Origin of the sequence: Pseudomonas sp. yb_5 (assembly GCF_043103865.1) — a bacterium.
Lineage (GTDB): Bacteria > Pseudomonadota > Gammaproteobacteria > Pseudomonadales > Pseudomonadaceae > Aquipseudomonas > Aquipseudomonas putida_Y.
The window spans coordinates 24,029-44,673 of record NZ_JBICKE010000131.1 but is presented as its reverse complement, the minus strand read 5'-3'; the positions used below and the strand labels follow the sequence as shown (position 1 = coordinate 44,673).

19 protein-coding genes are annotated in these 20,645 nt (G+C 63.2%); 15 read left to right on the top strand and 4 right to left on the bottom strand.

Going from position 1 to position 20,645, the window contains the following annotated elements:
- Positions 1-17: 17 nt before the first annotated feature.
- The 4 genes from ACF8GF_RS23710 to ydcS all read right to left on the bottom strand — a co-directional run bounded on the left by ACF8GF_RS23710 (position 18) and on the right by ydcS (position 4,060).
- Complete coding sequence (locus tag ACF8GF_RS23710; RefSeq protein ID WP_176682718.1) at positions 18-824, bottom strand: ABC transporter permease; 807 nt, start codon at positions 822-824, stop codon at positions 18-20.
- Positions 814-1,725 carry an ABC transporter permease gene (locus ACF8GF_RS23705; protein ID WP_021784211.1) on the bottom strand — a complete coding sequence of 304 codons (912 nt, stop codon included), beginning with the start codon at positions 1,723-1,725 and terminating at the stop codon, positions 814-816. The genes ACF8GF_RS23710 and ACF8GF_RS23705 overlap by 11 nt, the downstream gene beginning before the upstream one ends.
- A 1-nt stretch (position 1,726) precedes the next feature.
- On the bottom strand, positions 1,727-2,758 hold the full coding sequence (locus tag ACF8GF_RS23700) for an ABC transporter ATP-binding protein (protein ID WP_176682719.1): 1,032 nt from the start codon (positions 2,756-2,758) through the stop codon (positions 1,727-1,729).
- A gap of 150 nt (positions 2,759-2,908) precedes the next feature.
- Complete coding sequence (gene ydcS, locus ACF8GF_RS23695; protein ID WP_176682720.1) at positions 2,909-4,060, bottom strand: putative ABC transporter substrate-binding protein YdcS; 1,152 nt, start codon at positions 4,058-4,060, stop codon at positions 2,909-2,911.
- A gap of 216 nt (positions 4,061-4,276) precedes the next feature.
- On the opposite strand from ydcS, the gene ACF8GF_RS23690 reads away from it, so the two are divergent.
- From ACF8GF_RS23690 to ACF8GF_RS23620, 15 genes are all read left to right on the top strand, one after another.
- A complete protein-coding gene (locus tag ACF8GF_RS23690) occupies positions 4,277-4,960 on the top strand; it encodes a tellurite resistance TerB family protein (protein WP_176682721.1) in 684 nt (227 codons plus the stop codon).
- A gap of 170 nt (positions 4,961-5,130) precedes the next feature.
- Positions 5,131-6,753: a methyl-accepting chemotaxis protein gene (locus tag ACF8GF_RS23685; protein ID WP_176682722.1), complete on the top strand. Its 1,623-nt coding sequence runs from the start codon at positions 5,131-5,133 to the stop codon at positions 6,751-6,753.
- Positions 6,754-6,758: 5 nt separating this feature from the next.
- On the top strand, positions 6,759-7,262 hold the full coding sequence (locus ACF8GF_RS23680) for a chemotaxis protein CheW (RefSeq protein WP_176682723.1): 504 nt from the start codon (positions 6,759-6,761) through the stop codon (positions 7,260-7,262).
- Positions 7,259-8,533, top strand: a complete 1,275-nt coding sequence (locus ACF8GF_RS23675; RefSeq protein WP_176682724.1) for a protein-glutamate O-methyltransferase CheR — start codon at positions 7,259-7,261, stop codon at positions 8,531-8,533. Before ACF8GF_RS23680 ends, ACF8GF_RS23675 begins: the two co-directional genes overlap by 4 nt.
- Positions 8,530-9,195, top strand: a complete 666-nt coding sequence (locus tag ACF8GF_RS23670; protein ID WP_209963886.1) for a chemotaxis protein CheW — start codon at positions 8,530-8,532, stop codon at positions 9,193-9,195. The genes ACF8GF_RS23675 and ACF8GF_RS23670 overlap by 4 nt, the downstream gene beginning before the upstream one ends.
- Positions 9,192-11,489: a hybrid sensor histidine kinase/response regulator gene (locus ACF8GF_RS23665; protein WP_392488381.1), complete on the top strand. Its 2,298-nt coding sequence runs from the start codon at positions 9,192-9,194 to the stop codon at positions 11,487-11,489. Before ACF8GF_RS23670 ends, ACF8GF_RS23665 begins: the two co-directional genes overlap by 4 nt.
- Positions 11,486-12,499 carry a Wsp signal transduction system protein-glutamate methylesterase WspF gene (wspF, locus tag ACF8GF_RS23660; protein WP_176682727.1) on the top strand — a complete coding sequence of 338 codons (1,014 nt, stop codon included), beginning with the start codon at positions 11,486-11,488 and terminating at the stop codon, positions 12,497-12,499. Before ACF8GF_RS23665 ends, wspF begins: the two co-directional genes overlap by 4 nt.
- Before the next feature lie 51 nt (positions 12,500-12,550).
- A complete protein-coding gene (gene wspR, locus ACF8GF_RS23655) occupies positions 12,551-13,555 on the top strand; it encodes a Wsp signal transduction system regulator diguanylate cyclase WspR (protein WP_176682728.1) in 1,005 nt (334 codons plus the stop codon).
- 144 nt (positions 13,556-13,699) lie between these two features.
- Positions 13,700-14,795, top strand: a protein-coding gene (prfB, locus tag ACF8GF_RS23650) for a peptide chain release factor 2 (protein ID WP_061405587.1) whose coding sequence is annotated in 2 segments (ribosomal slippage) — positions 13,700-13,771 and positions 13,773-14,795 — 1,095 coding nt in all. Because the reading frame shifts where the segments join, the coding sequence is not laid out codon by codon here.
- A gap of 93 nt (positions 14,796-14,888) precedes the next feature.
- Positions 14,889-16,391 carry a lysine--tRNA ligase gene (lysS, locus tag ACF8GF_RS23645; protein WP_209963893.1) on the top strand — a complete coding sequence of 501 codons (1,503 nt, stop codon included), beginning with the start codon at positions 14,889-14,891 and terminating at the stop codon, positions 16,389-16,391.
- Positions 16,392-16,581: 190 nt separating this feature from the next.
- Entirely contained in the window at positions 16,582-17,286 is a 705-nt protein-coding gene (locus ACF8GF_RS23640; RefSeq protein ID WP_209963896.1) for a TetR/AcrR family transcriptional regulator, read from the top strand.
- 30 nt (positions 17,287-17,316) lie between these two features.
- Complete coding sequence (locus tag ACF8GF_RS23635) at positions 17,317-17,865, top strand: hypothetical protein (RefSeq protein ID WP_014592169.1); 549 nt, start codon at positions 17,317-17,319, stop codon at positions 17,863-17,865.
- A 135-nt stretch (positions 17,866-18,000) separates the two neighbouring features.
- Positions 18,001-19,278 (top strand): flavohemoglobin expression-modulating QEGLA motif protein, encoded by a 1,278-nt coding sequence (locus tag ACF8GF_RS23630; protein WP_028698370.1) that lies wholly within the window; start codon positions 18,001-18,003, stop codon positions 19,276-19,278.
- The gene (locus ACF8GF_RS23625) at positions 19,250-20,173 is read left to right on the top strand and encodes an alpha/beta hydrolase (RefSeq protein ID WP_274147765.1); all 924 of its coding nucleotides are present in this window, start codon (positions 19,250-19,252) and stop codon (positions 20,171-20,173) included. Before ACF8GF_RS23630 ends, ACF8GF_RS23625 begins: the two co-directional genes overlap by 29 nt.
- A complete protein-coding gene (locus tag ACF8GF_RS23620; protein ID WP_003252219.1) occupies positions 20,170-20,496 on the top strand; it encodes a hypothetical protein in 327 nt (108 codons plus the stop codon). Before ACF8GF_RS23625 ends, ACF8GF_RS23620 begins: the two co-directional genes overlap by 4 nt.
- Positions 20,497-20,645: the final 149 nt, after the last annotated feature.

Sequence of the window (20,645 nt, the reverse complement as noted above, 5' to 3'; positions counted from 1 at the left end):
CGGGGGCTCCTCCAGGGTCATTTGCCACCGCCCGCGACGCTATCGCCGCCACGGGTCAGGTAATAGGCGCCAAGAATCGGCAGCATGGTCACCAGCATCACCAGCATGGCGACAACGTTGGTCACGGGTACGTCGCGCGGGCGGCTGAGCTGGTTGAGCAGCCAGATCGGCAGGGTGCGCTCGTGGCCGGCGGTGAACGTGGTGACGATGATTTCATCGAACGACAAGGCAAAGGCCAGCATGCCGCCCGCCAGTAGTGCCGAGCCGAGGTTGGGCAGGACGATGTAGCGGAAGGTCTGCCAACCGTCGGCGCCGAGGTCCATCGAGGCTTCGATCATGCTTTGCGAGGTACGCCGCAGGCGGGCGATCACGTTGTTGTAGACGATCACCACGCAGAACGTGGCGTGGCCGACTACGATGGTGAACACCCCGGGCTCTATCCCTAACGTCTTGAACGCCGAGAGCAGGGCGAGACCGGTGATGATGCCTGGCAGGGCGATGGGCAGGATCAGCACCAGCGAAATGCTCTCCTTGCCGAAAAAACTGCGCCGGTACAGCGCCGCCGAGGCCAGCGTACCGAGCACCAGTGCGATCAATGTGGCCAGGCAAGCCACCTGCAGCGAAAGCTTGATTGCCTCAAGGACATCGGGCCGGGCGAAGGCGACGTCGATCCACTTCAGGGTAAAGCCCTTGGGCGGGAAGCTGAACGCGGCGTCTTCGGTGTTGAAGGCGTACAGAAAGATGATCAGGATCGGGAAGTGCAGGAACAGCAACCCGCCCCAGGCCGCCAGGCGCAGCCCCGCAGACGCTTTTTCAGAGTGCATCGAAAGCCCCCAGGCGTTTGACGATGGCCAGGTACACCGCGATCAGCACGATGGGCACCAAGGTGAACGCGGCGGCCATCGGCATGTTGCCTATCGCTCCTTGCTGGGCATAGACCATGCTGCCGATGAAGTAGCCGGGCGGGCCAACCAGTTGCGGCACAATGAAGTCGCCCAGGGTGAGCGAGAAGGTGAAGATCGAGCCGGCGGCGATACCGGGGATCGACAGCGGCAGGATCACCTGCACGAAGGTTTGCCCTGGCCGGGCGCCCAGGTCCGCCGAAGCCTGCAGCAGCGACGGTGGCAAGCGCTCCAGCGAGGCCTGGATCGGCAGGATCATGAACGGCAGCCAGATATACACGAACACCAGGAAACGCCCCAGATGCGAAGTCGACAGCGTGCTGCCGCCCACGCCCGGCACGGCCAGCACTGCTTGCAGCAGGCCATCCAGGTGCAGCTGCTGGACGAACCATTGGGTCACGCCGCCCTTGGCCAATAGCAGGGTCCAGGCATAGGTCTTGACGATATAGCTGGCCCACATGGGCATCATCACCGCGATGTAGAAAAACGCCTTGGTCTTGCCGCTGGTGTAGCGCGCCATGTAGTAGGCGATGGGGAAGGCCAGCACCGCGCTGGCCAGCGACACCGCCACCGCCATGCTCAGGGTGCGCAGGATGATGTCGAAGTTCGATGGGTTGAACAGCGCGGCGAAGTTGCCCAGGGTCAGGTCCGGGGTCACCGCCATGGTGAAGTCGTCGAAGGTATAGAAGCCCTGCCACAGCAGGTTCAGCAGCGAGCCCAGGTAAATCGCGCCGAACCAAGTCAGCGGCGGGATCAACAGCAGTGCCAGGTACAGGTTGGGGCGCCGGTACAGCAGGTTGGACAAGCTGCGCAGTGTGCTCATCTCAGCGGTCCTCGGTTTCCTGCAGCACCGTCATGGCCTCGCGGGGCCAGTGCGCCTGCAGCCGTTGCCCGGGCTGCCAGGCCTGCACCTGCTTCTGCCAGCGGTCATTGGCCTGGCTGACTGCCAGCAGTTGGCCGTTGTCCAGCTGCAGTTCGTAGCGTGTGGCGCTGCCTTGGTACTGGACATCACGCAGCACGCCGCTGACCTGTACCTCATGGCTGGTCACTACCGGGTCGCCCAGACGGATATGCTCGGGGCGGATGGAGAAGGGCGCAAGGCTGCCGTTGAGCTGCATGGCCAGCTCGCCACGCACCACGTTGGACGTGCCGACGAATTCAGCGACGAAGGTGGTGGTAGGCTTCATGTACAGGTTGCGCGGGGTGTCGACCTGTTCGATACGCCCGCGGTTGAACACCGCGACCCGGTCTGACATCGACAGCGCTTCGGTCTGGTCGTGGGTGACGAAGATGAAGGTGATGCCCAGTTGGCGTTGCAGCTTTTTCAGCTCGCCTTGCATCTGTTCGCGCAATTTCAGGTCCAGCGCGCCCAGTGGCTCATCCAGCAGCAGCACCCGCGGCCGGTTGACCAGCGCCCGGGCCAGGGCCACGCGCTGACGCTGGCCGCCAGACAGCTGTGCCGGCTTACGCGCGCCATAGCCAGCCAGGGCCACCATGGCCAGGGCTTCTTCGGCACGGCTGTGGCGTTCGGCCTTGCCCACGCCTTTTACCTTCAGGCCATAGGCGATGTTGTCCAGCACGTTCATGTGCGGGAACAGCGCATAGTCCTGGAACACTGTGTTGACGTCACGTTGGTAGGGCGGCATGCCTGCGGCCTCGATCCCTTGGATGCGGATCGAACCGCTGGAGGGATGCTCGAAGCCTGCGATCAGGCGCAGGCAGGTGGTCTTGCCCGAGCCGGAAGGGCCGAGCATGGAAAAGAACTCGCCATCGATGATGTCGATGCTGACCTGGTCGACGGCCTTGACCTCGCCAAAGGTGCGGGAAACCTGGGTGAACTGGACGGCTAGGGGCATGCGTGGACTCCAGGAACGAATATTTCTCCTGTACCGGCCTCTTCGCGGGCAAGCCCGCTCCTACAGGTGGAGCGCCACCCTTGCATCAGGTGAAGAACCTGTGGGAGCGGGCTTGCCCGCGAAGAGGCCAGCACAGGCATTCAGACAACCTCAGCGACCACCCATGATCGCAATGTAGTCCTGGGTCCAGCGGCTGTACGGCACGAACTTGCCCCCTTGGGCCTGCGGTGTTTTCCAGAAGGCGATCTTGTCGAAGTTGTCGAAACCGTTGGCCTTGCAGCCCTCGGTCCCCAGCAGTTCGCTGCCGGTGCACGCCGCCGGCACAGCCGGCAACGAGCCGAACCAGGCTGCCACATCGCCTTGCACCTTAGGTTGCAACGACCAGTCCATCCATTTGTAGGCGCAGTTGGGGTGCTTGGCCTCGGCGTGCAACATGGTGGTGTCAGCCCAGCCGGTCGCGCCCTCCTTGGGGATGGTCGAGGCCACTGGCTGGTTCTCGGCCTTGAGGCCATTGACCATGTAGCCCCAGGAGCTGGAGGCAACCACGCCTTCATTTTTCACATCGCTCATCTGGACCGTGGCGTCATGCCAATAGCGGTGGATCAGCGGTTGTTGCTGGCGTAGCAGTTCCAGCACGGCCTTGTATTGTGCCTCGTTCAGTTCGTACGGGTCCTTGATGCCCAGTTCGGGCTTGGCCGACTTGAGGTACAGCGCTGCATCGGCGATGTAGATCGGCCCGTCATAGGCTTGCACGCGGCCCTTGTTCGGCTTGCCGTCGGGCAGGTTCTGCGGCTCGAACACCACGCTCCAGCTGGTCGGTGCCTGCTTGAAGGTGTTGGTGTTGTACAGCAGCACGTTTGGCCCCCACTGGTACGGCGTGCCGTACACCTGCTTGTCGACCACATACCAGTCACCGTTCTGCAGGCGCGGGTCGATGGTCTTCCAATTCGAGATCAGGGCGGTGTTGATCGGCTGCACGCGTTTGCCTGCGATCAGCCGCAACGATGCATCGCCCGAGGCGGTGACCAGGTCATAGCCGCCCTTGGCCATCAGGCTGACCATCTCGTCCGAGGTGGCGGCAGTTTTCACACTGACCTTGCAGCCGGTTTCCTTTTCGAAGCCGGTTACCCAGTCGTAGGCCTTGTCGCTTTCACCGCGCTCGATGTAGCCGGGCCAGGCGATGATGTCCAGGCGCCCCTCGCCGGCTCCCAGGGCCTTGGGCGCTTCGGCGGCCTGCAGGCTGGTGCCGGCCAGCAAGGCGCAGGTGGTGGCGCCGAGCAATGCGGTCTTGTGCACTGACATGGTGTTCCCTCTTCTTGGCGATCCTGTTCTGGCAGTCATGAGGCAAGCAGTGAAGCAATCGTTATAAGCGTAGTGCGTGGGTGTGAGGTATTGGCGATATCGAGTCTAGTTGGCTTTTTGCCAGCTAATGCAACATCCGGAAGCAAATCCCTGCATGGCGTGTGCTCCGCCAAGCCTTACTCTGGCGTTTGAATCTTCTTACGTGGAGACGCGCGAATGAATACCCGGGGCTTGCTTGATCAACTCCTCAAATCTGGCCAGCAATTGCTCGAGAAGCAGGGAGGCGCCACCAAGCCTGGCAGCGCGTCAGGCGGGCTTGGCGGGCTATTGTCCGGAGCAGGGGGCGGCCTGTTGGGTGGAGGCGCTCTTGGCCTGTTGCTGGGTAGCAAGAAGGCCCGCAAGTACGGTGGCAAAGCCCTGACGTACGGTGGCCTCGCCGCGCTGGGGGTGCTGGCCTATAAAGCTTACGGCAACTGGCAGGCAAACCAGCGGGTGGCCGCCGCCGAGCCTCAAACCATCGACCGCCTGCCGCCAGCCCAGGCCGAGCAGCACAGCCAGGCAGTACTGCGCGCGCTGGTGGCGGCCGCCAAGTCCGATGGGCATATCGACGAGCGCGAACGGGCGCTGATCGAGGGCGAGTTCACACGCCTGGACAGCGACCGCGAATTGCAGCACTGGCTGCATGCCGAGCTGAACAAGCCGCTGGACCCGGCCGAAGTGGCCCGCGCGGCGCAAACGCCGGAGATGGCTGCCGAGATGTATCTGGCCAGCGTGATGATGGTCGATGAGGATAACTTCATGGAGCGTGCCTACCTGGATGAGCTGGCCCGCCAGCTGCGGCTGGACCCGGGCTTGCGCCAGGCGCTGGAGACCCAGGTGAGGGAGGCCGTTGCGCAGTAGCAGCGTTTGTCACGACATTTTCTGCGTTCGTCAAGCCGAGCGCCGAAAATGTCACGACAAGCACTTGCCAGCTTTTACCCAATCCGCGCATTTCGCCCGATAAACCGTAAGACCTCTGGGCTATACTTCGGCGATTTTTCCCGCTCGTTGTGAATTCCTGAGGGCTGAATGTGAAGAACTGGACCTTGCGCCAACGGATCCTGGCAAGTTTCGCCGTGATCATCGCCATCATGCTGCTGATGATCGTGGCCGCCTACTCGCGGTTGGTGACTATCGAAACCGCCGAAGAGGCGGTGGGGACCGACAGCATTCCCGGCGTCTACTACAGCTCGATGATCCGCAGCGCCTGGGTCGACAGCTACGTCACCAGCCAGCAACTGGTGGGCCTGTCCAACCATCGTGAAATCACTTCGGCCGACCTGGAACTGTTCAGAAACTTCGATAACCGGCTAAAGCAATTCATGGCCAGCTACCAGACCACCATTAAGGACAAGGACGACCAGGCCCGATTTGACAGCTTCGTGCAACTGGAAGAAAACTACCTCAAGATCGTCAACCAGGTGCTGGATGCGTACGCTCAGCACAACTACGACGAAGCCCAACGGCTGATCACCGAGGTCCTCACCCCGGCCTGGATGGATGGGCGCGAGCACCTGAATGACGTGATCGAGAATAATCGGGCCTCTGCCGGTGCCGCCACCAACGAGATCGTCAATGCCGTCAACACGGCCAAGGGCAGCATGTTGGTTTCGCTGTTGTTGGCAATCGTCGCTGCCGGCATCTGCGGCCTGCTGCTGCTACGTGCTATCACGGCGCCCATGCAGCGTATCGTGCATGCCCTCGACAAACTGCGCTCGGGTGATTTGAGCATGCGCCTGAGCCTGGACCGCAAGGACGAATTCGGCGCCATCGAAAGCGGCTTCAACGAAATGGCCGAGGCACTGGCCAACCTGGTGGCCCAGGCCCAACGTTCGTCGGTGCAGGTGACCACTTCGGTCACCGAGATTGCCGCCACGTCCAAGCAGCAGCAGGCCACCGCCACCGAAACGGCCGCCACCACCACCGAAATCGGCGCCACCTCGCGGGAAATCGCCGCCACTTCGCGGGACCTGGTGCGCACCATGACCGAAGTGACTACGGCTGCTGATCAGGCATCCAGTCTGGCAGGCTCCGGGCAGCAGGGCCTGGCACGCATGGAAGAGACCATGCATCAGGTGATGGGCGCTGCCGACCTGGTCAATGCCAAGCTCGGTATCCTCAACGAGAAAGCCAGCAACATCACCCAGATGGTGGTAACCATCGTCAAGGTTGCGGACCAGACCAATCTGCTGTCGCTCAACGCCGCCATCGAAGCGGAAAAGGCCGGCGAATATGGCCGCGGCTTTGCCGTGGTTGCTACCGAAGTGCGCCGCCTGGCCGACCAGACCGCCGTGGCCACCTACGACATCGAGCAGATGGTGCGCGAGATCCAGTCGGCAGTGTCGGCCGGTGTCATGGGGATGGACAAGTTCTCCGAAGAAGTGCGCCGCGGCATGTTCGAGGTGCAGCAGGTGGGCGAGCAACTCAGCCAGATCATTCACCAGGTACAGGCCTTGGCGCCGCGTGTGTTGATGGTCAACGAAGGCATGCAGGCCCAGGCCACTGGTGCCGAACAGATCAACCAGGCGCTGGCCCAGCTCAGCGATGCCAGCACCCAGACTGTCGAGTCGCTGCGCCAGGCCAGCTATGCCATCGATGAGCTGAGCCAGGTGGCTGCGGGCCTGCGTGGCGGCGTGTCGCGCTTCAAAGTCTGACCGCGATGAACGACTTGCTACTGCGCAACGCGGCGGAGAACACCAAGGGGACGCTGTACCTGCAGTTTCGCATCAGAGAGCAGCGCTTTGCCCTGAGCGTGCACGAGGTGATCGAAGTGCTGCCGCGTCAGCCGCTCAAGCCCATCGCCCAGGCACCTGCCTGGGTCGCGGGTATCCTCGCCCATCGTGGCCAACTGGTACCGGTGATCGACCTTGCCGCACTGAGCTTCGGCCAGGCAGCGGTGCAACGCACCAGCACCCGCCTGGTGCTGGTCCACTATCGAGGCGGTCTGCAGCTTGGCCTGATCCTTGAGCAGGCCACCGAAACCCTGCGTTGCCAACCCGACGAGTTCCAGCCCTACGGGGTGGACACAGGCGAAGCGCCTTATCTGGGCCCGGTGCGCCAGGATGCCCAGGGCCTGCTGCAGCGCATCGAAGTCAATGACCTGCTGCCCGACACCGTGCACCAATTGCTGTACACGCAAGACCCGACAGGGATGCCCACATGAACGAACAGCGTTTCTTCCGCTTCTTGCGCGAGCGTATTGGCCTGGACGTGGAGTCGGTGGGGGCGCCCATGGTCGAACGCGCGCTGCGTCAACGTTGCGTGGCTGCGGGCGCGATGGACCTGGACGATTACTGGCTGCGCCTGCAGCAGTCGGCAGATGAGCAACAGGCGCTGATCGAAGCGGTGATCGTCCCGGAAACCTGGTTTTTCCGTTACCCCGAATCCTTCACTGCGCTGGCCAGCCTGGCCCATAAACGGCTTGCTCAACTGGCTGGCGCGCGCCCGCTGCGATTACTCAGCCTGCCATGTTCTACCGGCGAGGAGCCCTATTCGCTGGCCATGGCCTTGTTTGACGCCGGGATGGGGCCAGGGGCATTCCTTGTCGATGGAATGGACATCAGCCCCAGCTCGGTAGCCAAGGCCGGGCAGGCGGTATATGGGCGCAATGCGTTCCGGGGTAGCGAACTGGGCTTTCGCGAGCGTTACTTCGATGCTCAGGGCGAAGGCCACCGCCTGCATGAACGGGTACGCCAGCAAGTCAGCCTGCGGGTGGGCAATGTGCTTGACCCGGCGCTGGCCAGCCGCGATGGCCTGTATGACTTCGTGTTCTGTCGCAATCTGTTGATCTATTTCGACGTCCCGACTCAACAGCGTGTGTTCGAAGTGCTCAAGCGCTTGCTGCATCCGCAGGGTGTGCTGTTCATCGGCCCGGCTGAAGGCAGCTTGTTGGCGCGCATGGGCATGCGCCCATTGGGGATCGCCCAGTCGTTTGCCTATGTGCGTCACGAAGGCGACAGCCCCCCCTTGGCGGCGGCACCTGCCCAACCCGCCAAGCGTACGTTCACCAGCTTGCCGGCACCGGGTTTTTCGCAGCCCAGTGTGCCGTTGTCTCGTCCGCTGCGTGTGCTGCCGGTGGCGGCCAGGCCAGCGCCAGTCCGCGAGCACAGGCACGAGGGGGCCAGCGAGTTGCTGGCCGACATTGCCCGGCTGGCCAATGCCGGCGCCAGCGAGCAGGCCCGTAGCGCATGCCAGCGCTACCTGAGCCAGTACCCGCCGTCGGCACAGGTGTACTACTGGCTGGGTTTGCTCAGTGATACCGAAGGCGATGCGCAGCAGGCGCTGAACCACTATCGCAAGGCCCTGTACCTGGATCCACAGCACCCCGAGGCGCTGGTGCACCTGGCCGCCTTGCTGGCGGCCCAGGGTGACATGGCCGGCGCTCGGCGCCTTCAGGCGCGCGCGGCGCGGGCTGGCCGGGAGTCTGAACGATGAACAGTGAATCCGCGATGCAGTTGCTCGCCGAGGATGACGCGCACATCGACGACTGTTGGAACCGCATTGGTGTGCGCGGCGACAAGCAGTGCCCACTGCTGGAGCGGCATGTTCATTGCCGCAATTGCGAGGTGTATGCCGCTGCGGCCACGCGTTTGCTCGACCGTTATGCGCTGACGCAGGACCACCAGGCTGCAGCGGTGCAGCCGGACGAGGAAAACACCGGCCATTCCATGCTGCTGTTCCGTCTGGGCGAAGAATGGCTGGCGCTGGCTACCGCTTGCCTGGTCGAGATCGCCCCCTTGCAGGCGGTGCATTCTTTGCCGCACCAGCGCTCGCGGCTGCTGCATGGGGTTGCCAATGTGCGCGGCGCGTTGGTGCCGTGCCTGTCACTGGCTGACTTGCTGGGGGTGCAGGGCGGCGCCCCCGAGCAACGCAGCGTACGGGCGATGCCACGTATGCTGATTCTGGCCGCCGAAGGTGGGCCGGTGGTGATGGCTGTCGAGGAAATCGACGGTATTCACCGGCTCGACCCGCAGTTGCTGGGCAGTGGCCGGGACGCCACACGCTTTACCGCCGCAGTCCTGCAGTGGCGCGGCCGCAGCGTGCGGGTTCTGGACGATCAACACTTACTGTCTGCCCTGCAGCGGAGCCTGTCATGACCCCAGAGCAAATGCGCGACGCATCGTTGCTCGAACTGTTCAGCCTGGAGGCCGAGGCGCAGACCCAAGTGCTCAGCGCTGGCCTGATGGCACTGGAACGCAACCCCACCCAAGCCGACCAGCTCGAGGCGTGCATGCGCGCAGCGCACTCGCTCAAGGGGGCAGCGCGCATTGTCGGGGTGGATGCTGGCGTCAGTGTCGCCCACGTCATGGAGGATTGCCTGGTAGCGGCCCAGGAAGGCCGACTGCGGCTGACCGCCGAGCATATTGACGCGTTGTTGCAAGGTACCGACCTGCTGATGCGTATTGCCACACCCGGCGATGCCGGGGCGCAGGCGACCTTGCCGGTGTTTCTTGCGCAAATGGCCAGCCTGCTCGACGTGGGCGCTTCCGCCATGCCTGCAGTGCCGCTGGCTGCACCCGTGCTGCCGGAGCCGCCGCCGGCAACCCTGCCGCCTGCACCCTTGCCATTGCCAGCCCAGGCGCCGGAACCAGAGCCCGAACCAGCCCTGCGGCGCAAGGCTGGCAAGCGCGCTGGCGAAGGTGCCGAGCGGGTTCTGCGTGTCACCGCCGACCGCCTCAATAGCCTGCTTGACCTGTCCAGCAAGTCGCTGGTGGAAACCCAGCGGCTCAAACCGTACCTGGCTACCCTGCAGCGCCTCAAACGCATGCACGGCCAAGGCATGCAGGCACTTGACGGCTTGCGCATGCAACTGGAAGACAGTGGTCAGGGCGGCGAGGTGCTCGAAGCCTTGGCACAGACCCAGCGCCTGCTGGCAGAGACCCAGCAGATTCTGCAGCAGCAGGCGGCCGATCTGGATGAGTTCGGCTGGCAGGCCAGTCAGCGTGCACAGTTGTTGTATGACACTGCCCTGGCCTGCCGGATGCGGCCGTTTGCCGACGTGCTGACCGGGCAAAGCCGCATGGTCCGCGACCTGGGCCGTTCGCTGGGCAAACCGGTGCGGCTGGTGGTGGAAGGGGAAAAGACCCAGGTCGACCGCGATGTGCTGGAAAAGCTCGAAGCACCGCTGACCCACCTGTTGCGCAATGCTGTCGACCACGGCATCGAATTGCCCGAGCGGCGCCTGCTGGCAGGCAAGCCGGACGAGGGGGTGATCCGACTGCGGGCTTCGCACCAGGCGGGCATGCTCAGCCTGGAGCTGATCGACGATGGCGCCGGTATCGACCTGGAGCGCCTGCGCAGCAGCATCGTCGAGCGCGCCCTGTCGCCTGCTGATACGGTGGCGCGGATGAGTGAGGCGGAGCTGCTGACGTTCCTGTTCCTGCCCGGTTTCAGCCTGCGTGACAAGGTTACCGAAGTGTCCGGGCGCGGTGTGGGGCTGGATGCGGTGCAGCACTTGATCCGCGAGCTGCGCGGCTCGATCGAGTTGACTCAGGCGGCAGGGCAGGGCTGTCGCTTCCATCTGCAGGTGCCGCTGACCCTCTCGGTCGTTCGCAGTCTGGTGGTCGAGGTGGGTGGTGAGGCTTACGCCTTCCCGATGGCCCATATCGAACGCACGCTGGAAGTGACCGCCGAGCAGATCGTGCAGATCGAAGGGCGGCAGCATTTCTGGCACGAAGGCCGGCATATTGGCCTGGTGGCGGCCAGCCAGTTGCTCAATCGACCGGCCGGGCAAAGCGACGAAACCAGTCTGCGGGTAGTGGTGATTCGTGAGCGCGAGCAACTGTACGGCGTGGCCGTGGAGCGGTTGGTGGGGGAGCGGGTGCTGGTCGTGATGCCACTCGACCCGCGCCTGGGGAAAGTGCAGGACATTTCCTCCGGTGCCTTGCTCGATGATGGCTCGGTGGTCCTGATTGTCGATGTCGAAGACTTGCTTCGCTCGGTGGAAAAACTGCTCAGTACCGGCAGCCTGGAGCGTATCGAACGCGGCAGCAGCGGAGCCCGTGGTGTGGTTCGCAAACGCATCCTGGTGGTCGACGACTCGCTGACCGTGCGTGAACTGCAGCGCAAGCTGCTGGGCAACCGTGGCTACGACGTGGCGGTGGCGGTGGATGGCATGGATGGCTGGAACGCCCTGCGCAGCGAGGACTTCGACCTGTTGATCACCGACATCGACATGCCGCGCATGGACGGTATCGAGCTGGTTACCTTGGTGCGCCGCGACCAGCGCCTGCAGTCGTTGCCGGTGATGGTGGTGTCCTATAAAGACCGTGAGGAAGACCGACGGCGAGGCCTGGATGCCGGCGCCGACTACTATTTGGCAAAGGCCAGTTTCCACGACGATGCGTTGCTGGATGCTGTGGTGGAGCTGATCGGAGGTGCTCAGGGATGAAGATCGCCATCGTCAATGACATGCCCCTGGCCGTCGAAGCGTTGCGCCGTGCGGTCGCCCTGGAGCCCGCGCACCAGGTCGTGTGGGTAGCCAGCAACGGTGCCGAGGCGGTGCAGCGTTGCACCGAGTTGTTGCCGGACCTGATACTCATGGACCTGATCATGCCGGTGATGGACGGTGTCGAGGCGACCCGACGGATCATGGCCGAAACCCCGTGCGCCATTGTCATCGTCACGGTCGACCGTAAGCAGAACGTACACCGGGTATTCGAGGCCATGGGCCATGGCGCCCTCGATGTGGTCGACACCCCTGCGCTGGGGGCTGGCGATGCCCGCGAAGCGGCGGCGCCATTGCTGCGCAAGATTCTCAATATCGGCTGGCTGGTCGGCCAGCAGCGTACACCTGCCGCAAGGTCGGTGGCGGCACCACTGCGCGAGGCTTCCCAGCGCCGCGGGTTGGTGGCAATCGGGTCTTCGGCGGGGGGGCCAGCAGCACTGGAAGTGTTGCTCAAGGGCTTGCCGGTCGCGTTTCCGGCGGCCATCGTGCTGGTCCAGCATGTGGACCAGGTGTTTGCCGCAGGCATGGCCGAATGGCTCAGCAGCGCAGCAGGCCTGCCGGTGCGACTGGCCCGTGAAGGCGAACCGCCGCGGCCAGGGCAGGTACTCCTGGCCGGTACCAACCACCACATTCGCCTGCTACAGAGCGGCCAACTGGCCTACACTGCCGAACCTGTGAATGAAATCTACCGGCCCTCGATCGATGTGTTCTTCGAGAGCGTGGCACGTTACTGGAATGGTGAAGCCGTGGGCGTGTTGCTCACCGGCATGGGCCGCGACGGTGCCCAGGGCCTGAAGCTGATGCGTCAGCAGGGCTTTCTGACCATTGCCCAGGACCAAGCCAGCAGCGCGGTGTATGGCATGCCCAAGGCTGCTGCGGCTATTGATGCCGCCGTGGAAATCCGCCCGCTGGAACGCATTGCCGGGCGCCTGACTGAATTTTTCGCAAAATGACGAAATGTATTGAATCACGCCGCCAGGCCGGTAGTGATCGGGTGAACAATGATGAATGATTTACCGATCGAAGGTTTCGCGACCACCAACGAGAACTCGGCGATGGTGCTGTTGGTTGACGATCAGGCAATGATCGGCGAAGCGGTGCGGCGTGGCTTGGCCGATGAAGACAACATCGACTTCCACTTCTGTGCCGACCCGCACCAGGCGGTGGCCCAGGCCATGCGCATCAAGCCCACGGTCATTCTTCAAGACCTGATCATGCCAGGCCTGGACGGCTTGACCCTGGTGCGCGAGTACCGCAACAACCCGGTGACCCAGGACATCCCGATCATCGTCCTGTCGACCAAGGAAGACCCGTTGGTCAAGAGTGCGGCATTTGCTGCCGGGGCCAACGATTACCTGGTCAAGCTGCCTGACACCATCGAGCTTGTGGCGCGCATTCGCTACCACTCGCGCTCCTACCTGACACTGTTGCAGCGCGACGAGGCCTACCGTGCCTTGCGCGTCAGCCAGCAGCAGTTGCTGGATTCCAACCTGATGCTGCAGCGGCTGATGAACTCCGATGGCCTGACTGGGCTGTCCAACCGCCGCCACTTCGATGAATACCTGGAGCTGGAGTGGCGGCGGGCGATGCGTGAACAGCAGCAGTTGTCTTTGCTGATGATCGACGTGGACTTCTTCAAAGTCTACAACGACAGCTTTGGCCACCTGGCCGGCGACGAGGCCTTGCGCCAGGTGGCCGAAGCCATTCGCGGCTCGTGTTCGCGGCCGACCGACCTTCCGGCGCGCTATGGCGGTGAAGAGTTCGCCCTGGTGCTGCCCAACACCTCGCCAGGCGGGGCGCGGCTGGTGGCCGAGAAGCTGCGCCAGACCGTGCTGGGCCTGGGTATCCCGCATACTGCGCCAACGGCTGATGCATTTTTGACCGTAAGCATCGGCCTGGCCACCCAGACGCCTGCTATCGGCAGCCACTGCCGGCAGCTGATTTCGGCGGCCGACAAAGGTCTTTACCTGGCCAAGAACGGTGGGCGTAACCAAGTCGGCATCGCCTAAGCACTTGGAGAGGGCGCGGCCGCTCTCACATGAGACCGCGCAGGTTGCCCTAAATACATACGACCGCCCGGCGGGTCTGCCGCCATGCTGCGGACTCAGTTATACTCGCGGGCTTTTCACCGAATTCGCACGAGTAGCCCGCCCATGGAAATCCAACCGATCCTGAACACCATCAAGGACCTCACCGAGCGTTCCCAGTCAATTCGGGGGTATCTTTGACTACGATCACAAGCATGACCGCCTGATCGAAGTCAACCGCGAGCTGGAAGACCCCAACGTCTGGAACAAGCCTGAGTACGCCCAGGCACTGGGCCGCGAGCGTGCCATGCTGGCCCAGGTCGTCGAGACCCTGGACAAACTGTCCAACGGCCTGGGTGACTGCCAGGACCTGCTCGACATGGCCGTCGAAGAAAATGACGAAGGCGCCGTCGGCGACGTCGTGACCGAGCTGGAAAGCCTGGAAGAAAACCTGGCCCAGCTTGAGTTCCGTCGCATGTTCAGCGGCGAGATGGACATGAACAACGCCTACCTGGACATCCAGGCCGGTTCCGGTGGTACCGAAGCGCAGGACTGGGCCAACATCCTGCTGCGCATGTACCTGCGCTGGGCCGACAAGCGTGGTTTCGACGCCACCATCATCGAGCTTTCCGAAGGTGAAGTGGCCGGTATCAAAGGTGCAACCGTGCACATCAAGGGCGAGTACGCCTTCGGCTGGCTGCGCACCGAAATCGGTGTGCACCGCTTGGTGCGCAAGAGCCCGTTCGACTCCGGTGCCCGTCGCCACACGTCGTTCTCGGCGGTATTCGTATCGCCCGAGATCGACGACAAGGTCGAAATCGAGATCAACCCGTCCGACCTGCGCATCGACACCTACCGCTCCTCCGGTGCCGGTGGTCAGCACGTGAACACCACCGACTCGGCGGTCCGTATCACCCACGTGCCGACCAACACCGTGGTGGCTTGCCAGAACGAACGTTCCCAGCACGCCAACAAGGACACCGCCATGAAAATGTTGCGGGCCAAGTTGTACGAGCTGGAAATGCAGAAGCGCAATGCCGCCTCGCAGGCGCTGGAAGACAGCAAGTCGGACATCGGCTGGGGTCACCAGATTCGCTCCTACGTACTGGATGACTCGCGCATCAAGGACTTGCGTACCGGTGTCGAGCGTAGCGATTGCCAGAAAGTCCTGGACGGCGACCTCGACCAGTATCTGGAAGCGAGCCTCAAGCAGGGCCTGTAATTGGCACCCCCATGCCGCGCTACCTGGCCAGCCGCCGGTAGCGCGTGCCCTGCCCGGAACGGGCAACGAATACCTGATGGAAAGAATGACGACATGAGCGACCTCAAGACCGAATCGCAAGACCTGCAACAGGAAGAAAACGCCCTGATCGCCCTGCGCAAGGAAAAACTTGCCGCCGAGCGTGCCAAGGGCAATGCCTTCCCCAACGACTTCCGTCGCGACAGCTACTGCAACGACCTGCAGAAGCAGTATGCGGACAAGACCAAGGAAGAGCTGGAAGCAGCCGCGATCCCGGTCAAGGTCGCCGGCCGCATCATGCTCAACCGTGGTTCGTTCATGGTTATCCAGGACATGACTGGCCGTATTCAGGTCTACGTCAACCGCAAGACCCTGCCGGAAGAAACCCTGGCCGCGGTCAAGACCTGGGACCTGGGCGACATCATCAGCGCCGAAGGCACCCTGGCCCGTTCCGGCAAGGGCGACCTGTACGTCGAGATGACCAACGTACGCCTGCTGACCAAGTCGCTGCGCCCGCTGCCCGACAAGCACCACGGCCTGACCGACACCGAGCAGCGCTACCGCCAGCGCTACGTCGACCTGATGGTCAACGAAGAAACCCGCCACACCTTCCGTGTGCGTTCGCAAGTGATCTCGCACATCCGCAAGTTCCTCATCGAGCGTGACTTCCTCGAAGTCGAGACGCCGATGCTGCAGACCATTCCGGGCGGCGCCGCTGCCAAGCCGTTCGAAACCCACCACAATGCCTTGGACATGGCCATGTTCCTGCGTATCGCGCCGGAGCTGTACCTCAAGCGTCTGGTGGTTGGTGGTTTTGAGAAAGTGTTCGAGATCAACCGCAACTTCCGTAACGAAGGCGTTTCGACTCGTCACAACCCTGAATTCACCATGCTCGAGTTCTACCAGGCCTATGCCGACTACCGTGACAACATGGACCTCACCGAGGAACTGTTCCGCGAGCTGGCGCAACTGGTATTGGGTTCTACGGACGTGCCGTACGGCGACAAGGTATTCCACTTCGGCGAGCCGTTCGCACGCCTGTCGGTGTTCGACTCGATCCTCAAGTACAACCCGGAGCTGACCGCTGCCGACCTGCAGGACGTCGACCGCGCCCGCGAGATTGCCAGGAAGGCCGGCGCCAAGGTGCTGGGCCATGAAGGCCTGGGCAAGCTGCAGGTGATGATTTTCGAAGAGCTGGTCGAGCACAAGCTGGAACAGCCGCACTTCATTACCGAGTACCCGTTCGAAGTGTCGCCGCTGGCCCGTCGCAACGACGACAACCCGGCCGTTACCGACCGTTTCGAGCTGTTCATCGGTGGCCGCGAAATCGCCAACGCCTACTCCGAGCTCAACGATGCCGAAGATCAGGCCGAGCGCTTCCTGGCCCAGGTGGCCGAGAAGGACGCAGGTGACGATGAAGCCATGCACTATGACGCCGACTTCGTTCGTGCGCTGGAGTACGGCATGCCGCCGACCGCCGGTGAAGGCATCGGCATCGACCGCCTGGTGATGCTGCTGACCAACTCGCCGTCGATCCGCGACGTCATCCTGTTCCCGCACATGCGTCCGCAGGCCTGAGTGAGCTGAACGAGCCGCCTTTCGAGGCGGCTTTTTCTTGCCTGAAGCTTTATGTTGTCAGGGCTGGCCCCTTCGCGGGTGAACCCGCTCCTGCAAAGGCCTCAGCAGGCCCTTGCAGGAGCGGTTTTACCCGCGAAGAGGCCGGTACTGACGAAACACTGCCCATGAGGTATCCCCCGTGACACCCGCCATGCCTGACCAAGGCGCCGCCGGCATCGCCACCGCCGTCGCCGAAAGCGTGCAATACCAAGGCCGCAAGACTGCCCGCCAAGGCAGCGAACAGCGTCGCCAGTTGATTCTCGATGCCGCCATGCGCATTGTCGTGCGCGATGGCGTGCGCGGTGTGCGCCACCGGGCAGTGGCCGCCGAGGCCGGCGTGCCATTGTCGGCCACCACCTACTATTTCAAGGACATCGAGGACCTGCTCACCGATACCTTTGCCCAGTACGTCGAGCGCAGTGCGGCCTACATGGCCAAGCTGTGGGCCAACACCGAGGTGGTGTTGCGCCAGTTGCTGGCGCAGGGCGATGGCAGCCCGCAGTCACGTGCGCGGCTGGCTGACGACGTGGCGCGCATGACCGCCGACTACGTTCAGCGGCAACTGCTGAACCGCCGTGACTTCCTGATGGCCGAGCAGGCCTTCCGCCAGGAGGCGTTGTTGTGCCCACGGCTGGCAGAGCTGGTGTGCGCCCATGAACAGATCCTGCTGCACGGCACCCGGCAATTGCTGCAGGTAGTAGGCTCGCGGCAGCCGGAGCAGGACGCACAGATGTTGACGGCGATTATCGAGCAGTTGGAATATCAAGGCCTGCTCAAGGATGCGAATGCGCAAGCCGATGGGCAGATGCTCGCTATGCTTACCCGATACCTGCAGCTGGTGCTGGCATCGGCCTGAGGCGAGAACGACCTTTTCAAGGAGAACCTGATGAAAGCCTGGCGTGTGGTGTTGTTGACTTTGTCATTCCTGCTGCTGGGCGGTTGTCTGGTGACCTTCCATGAGCCCTTGCCCAGCAACCAGGCAGCGCCCAAGGCCCTGCTCGGCAAGTGGAGCAGCAAGGACGCCTGGGGAGAGCCGCTGAAACTGGTGATCAGCCGTAGCGGCGGCGATGCCTACAAGGCGGTGGCCACGGCCAAGGGCAAGGCCCCTGAAGAATACGTGTTCACCGTGTCACGCCACGGCAACCGCTGGTATTTGTCGGCTGGCGTGCCCAAGCGGCTGGGTGGCAATTTCCTGATTGGCGGCTTCGACATCGTCGATGGCAAGGAACTGGTGGTCTACAACCTGGATGTCGAGCAGGTGCAGCAGGCGGTGGACAAGAAGGAACTGAGCGGTCGTAGTACCGAAGTGCCGGAGGACAACGGCGACGGCGTGCTGATCGACAGCCCGGCGGCGCGGGTGCTGGCCTACCTGGACGACCCGGCCAACTCCGACCTGTTCGTCGAAGTGGCGCGGTTCCAGCGCTCGGGCAAATGACCGTGTTGGCGTCTTCGCGGGCAAGCCCGCTCCCACAGGTATTTCACAGGTATCTGATCCTGTGGTGTCCCTGTGGGAGCGGGCTTGCCCGCGAAGACGCCGGTACAGGTTTCGTGTACTAGAAAGGAGTCCCCGGTGGACGAATACCAGCAAACCATCCGCGCCCTGTCCGACCGCATCGTTGCGGCACAGACGCCTATTCGGGTCCTGGACGCGGTGAAGTGGGACGACAACATCCGCCAGGGCTTTCTCAAGGCCAAGGGCAAGGAGCCGCCGGCGGTTGATCGCGCCTACTACCAATCGCGCCCGCTGTCGTTCGACTCCAGCGCGGTCAAGGCCGAGTTCCAGGGCATCGAGCGCGACATCATTCGCCAGTTGGGCCAGTTCAACCCGGTCGGGCAGATCATGAAGCGCATGTGCCGCGAGTACCGCATGGTGGTGCGCATGCTCGAGGCGCGCGGCACCGAGGATTTCGGCCTGATCTCCCAGGAGCTGTACGGCGCCGCCTCGGATGCCTTCCACGCCGGTGACCCGACGCTGGCCGACCTTGGGCTGATGCTGTCGGACTACCTGAACAACATCGATGGCCGTGGTGACCTCAAGGATGAGCCAAAGAACCTCACCGCCAAGGAAGCCGTGGAGATCCTCCAGCATCGGCTGAACAAAGTGTTCGGCGAGGCCGAGGGAACCATTCGTGTGTTCGAGTCAGACGGCATCGTCGCTGACGCCGCAGCCGGTGCCGACTACATCAAGGTGCGTGCCGATGCCATGTTCAACACCCGCGATGTGCGCGCCCTGGAGGTGCACGAAGGGTTGGTGCATGTCGGGACCACGCTCAATGGCCTGAACCAGCCGATCTGCACCTTCCTGGCCAAGGGCCCGCCCTCGTCGACGGTAACCCAGGAGGGCTTGGCCATCCTCATGGAGGTGATCGCCTTTGCCTCCTACCCCAGCCGCCTGCGCAAGCTCACCAACCGCACCCGAGCCATCCACATGGTTGAGGAGGGCGCAGACTTCATGCAGGTCTACGGTTTCTTCCGCGAGCAGGGCTTCGAGATGGCGCAGAGCTACAGCAACGCCAGCCGGGTGTTCCGCGGGTCGGTGCCCAACGGCTTGCCATTCACCAAGGACTTGTCCTACCTCAAGGGCTTCATCATGGTTTACAACTACATTCAGTTGGCCGTGAAGAAGGGCAAACTGGAACAGATCCCGTTGCTGTTCTGTGGCAAGACCACCCTGGAAGACATGCGCACCCTGCGCCAACTCGTCGAGGAAGGGCTGGTCGAGCCGCCCAAGTACCTGCCCGAACAGTTCCGTGACCTTAACGCGCTATCGGCCTGGATGTGTTTCTCCAACTTCCTCAACCACCTGAGCCTGGACCGTATTGAAGCCGACTACGCGAACATTCTCTGAGCACTGCCGTCTGCTGGTCCTGGGCCTGGTCCTGCTGAGCCTTGGGGGCTGCAGCAGCCTGCTGTTCTACCCCGAGCGTGGTCAGGCCTTCACCCCTGAGCGGGCCAAGCTGGAATACCGCGACGTCACGCTGACCACTGCTGATGGCATCCGCCTTCACGGTTGGTGGCTGCCGGCCAAGGCCGGGGTGGAGGTCAAGGGCACGGTGCTGCACCTGCACGGCAACGGCGGTAACCTGCCTGGGCACCTGGGGGGCAGCTACTGGCTGCCGGAGCAGGGCTACCAGGTGTTGATGATCGATTACCGCGGCTATGGCTTGTCTCAGGGCCAGCCAAGCCTGCCGCAAGTGTACGAGGACATTGCCGCAGCCATGGCCTGGCTGGAGCAGGCCCCCGAGGTCAGGGGCAAGCCGCTGGTACTGCTGGGGCAGAGCCTGGGCGGTGCCATGGCCATTCATTACCTGGCGGCACACCCGGAGCAGCGCCAGCGCTTCAGCGCCCTGGTGTTCGATGGCGTGCCGGCCAGTTACCGCGCGGTGGGGCGCTTTGCTCTGAGCACCTCCTGGATGACCTGGCCACTGCAGGTTCCGCTGTCGTGGCTGGTGCCGGACGGCGACAGCGCGATCCACTCGATCGAGCGACTGAGCAGCCCGCCCAAGCTGTTTTTCCACAGCATCGACGACAACCTGGTCCCGATGGACAACGGCATCCGCCTGTATCAGCACGCGCCACCCCCTCGGGTGCTGCAACTGACCCGAGGTGGGCACGTACAGACCTTCGCCGACCCTACCTGGCGCCAGGTGATGCTGCGGTTCCTCGATGACCCCAGCCATTTCAACGGCCTGCGGCGGCTAGCCGAAGTGCCCAATTACCCTGACGAGAAGAACAAGCAATGAGTGAAGAACGCAACGCCATCCCGCTGATCCTGACCGGCGTCGGCAGCATCATCGTGACGGTGGGGGCCTTGTGGTACTACGGTTACCTGCATTTCGCCAAGCCCGAAGATGCCCTGCTGCTGCAGGATTTCACCATGCTCAAGACCATCCCCGGCGAGGACTACAAGGTATCGCTGGACCCGGCGCCGCAAGTGGCCCAGTGCGTCGATGGCGTGCTGGTGCTGTTCGACACCCAGCAAAAAGGCCTGACCGGCGTGCTGGTGGACAACCGTAAGCGTGCGGTGCGCTGCATGGGCGAGGAAACACCACAGCAGGTGCAGTGAGCCATTATCCCTGCTGCCTGAACTCGCCTCTTCGCGGGCACGCCCGCTCCCACAGGGTCGCGCAAAACTCGAGACTGGCGCCGTACCTGTGGGAGCGGGCTTGCCCGCGAAGAGGCCAGAACAGGCAAAAGAAAGCCCCGCATCAATCG

What these genes read in the sequence shown, in the direction of transcription:
- ACF8GF_RS23710 (WP_176682718.1), bottom strand. Translation starts at nt 824, where the DNA reads ATGCACTCTGAAAAAGCGTCTGCGGGGCTGCGCCTGGCGGCCTGGGGC.
- ACF8GF_RS23705 (WP_021784211.1), bottom strand. Translation starts at nt 1,725, where the DNA reads ATGAGCACACTGCGCAGCTTGTCCAACCTGCTGTACCGGCGCCCCAAC.
- ACF8GF_RS23700 (WP_176682719.1), bottom strand. Translation starts at nt 2,758, where the DNA reads ATGCCCCTAGCCGTCCAGTTCACCCAGGTTTCCCGCACCTTTGGCGAG.
- ydcS (WP_176682720.1), bottom strand. Translation starts at nt 4,060, where the DNA reads ATGTCAGTGCACAAGACCGCATTGCTCGGCGCCACCACCTGCGCCTTG.
- ACF8GF_RS23690 (WP_176682721.1), top strand. Translation starts at nt 4,277, where the DNA reads ATGAATACCCGGGGCTTGCTTGATCAACTCCTCAAATCTGGCCAGCAA.
- ACF8GF_RS23680 (WP_176682723.1), top strand. Translation starts at nt 6,759, where the DNA reads ATGAACGACTTGCTACTGCGCAACGCGGCGGAGAACACCAAGGGGACG.
- ACF8GF_RS23675 (WP_176682724.1), top strand. Translation starts at nt 7,259, where the DNA reads ATGAACGAACAGCGTTTCTTCCGCTTCTTGCGCGAGCGTATTGGCCTG.
- ACF8GF_RS23670 (WP_209963886.1), top strand. Translation starts at nt 8,530, where the DNA reads ATGAACAGTGAATCCGCGATGCAGTTGCTCGCCGAGGATGACGCGCAC.
- ACF8GF_RS23665 (WP_392488381.1), top strand. Translation starts at nt 9,192, where the DNA reads ATGACCCCAGAGCAAATGCGCGACGCATCGTTGCTCGAACTGTTCAGC.
- wspF (WP_176682727.1), top strand. Translation starts at nt 11,486, where the DNA reads ATGAAGATCGCCATCGTCAATGACATGCCCCTGGCCGTCGAAGCGTTG.
- wspR (WP_176682728.1), top strand. Translation starts at nt 12,551, where the DNA reads ATGAATGATTTACCGATCGAAGGTTTCGCGACCACCAACGAGAACTCG.
- lysS (WP_209963893.1), top strand. Translation starts at nt 14,889, where the DNA reads ATGAGCGACCTCAAGACCGAATCGCAAGACCTGCAACAGGAAGAAAAC.
- ACF8GF_RS23640 (WP_209963896.1), top strand. Translation starts at nt 16,582, where the DNA reads ATGCCTGACCAAGGCGCCGCCGGCATCGCCACCGCCGTCGCCGAAAGC.
- ACF8GF_RS23635 (WP_014592169.1), top strand. Translation starts at nt 17,317, where the DNA reads ATGAAAGCCTGGCGTGTGGTGTTGTTGACTTTGTCATTCCTGCTGCTG.
- ACF8GF_RS23620 (WP_003252219.1), top strand. Translation starts at nt 20,170, where the DNA reads ATGAGTGAAGAACGCAACGCCATCCCGCTGATCCTGACCGGCGTCGGC.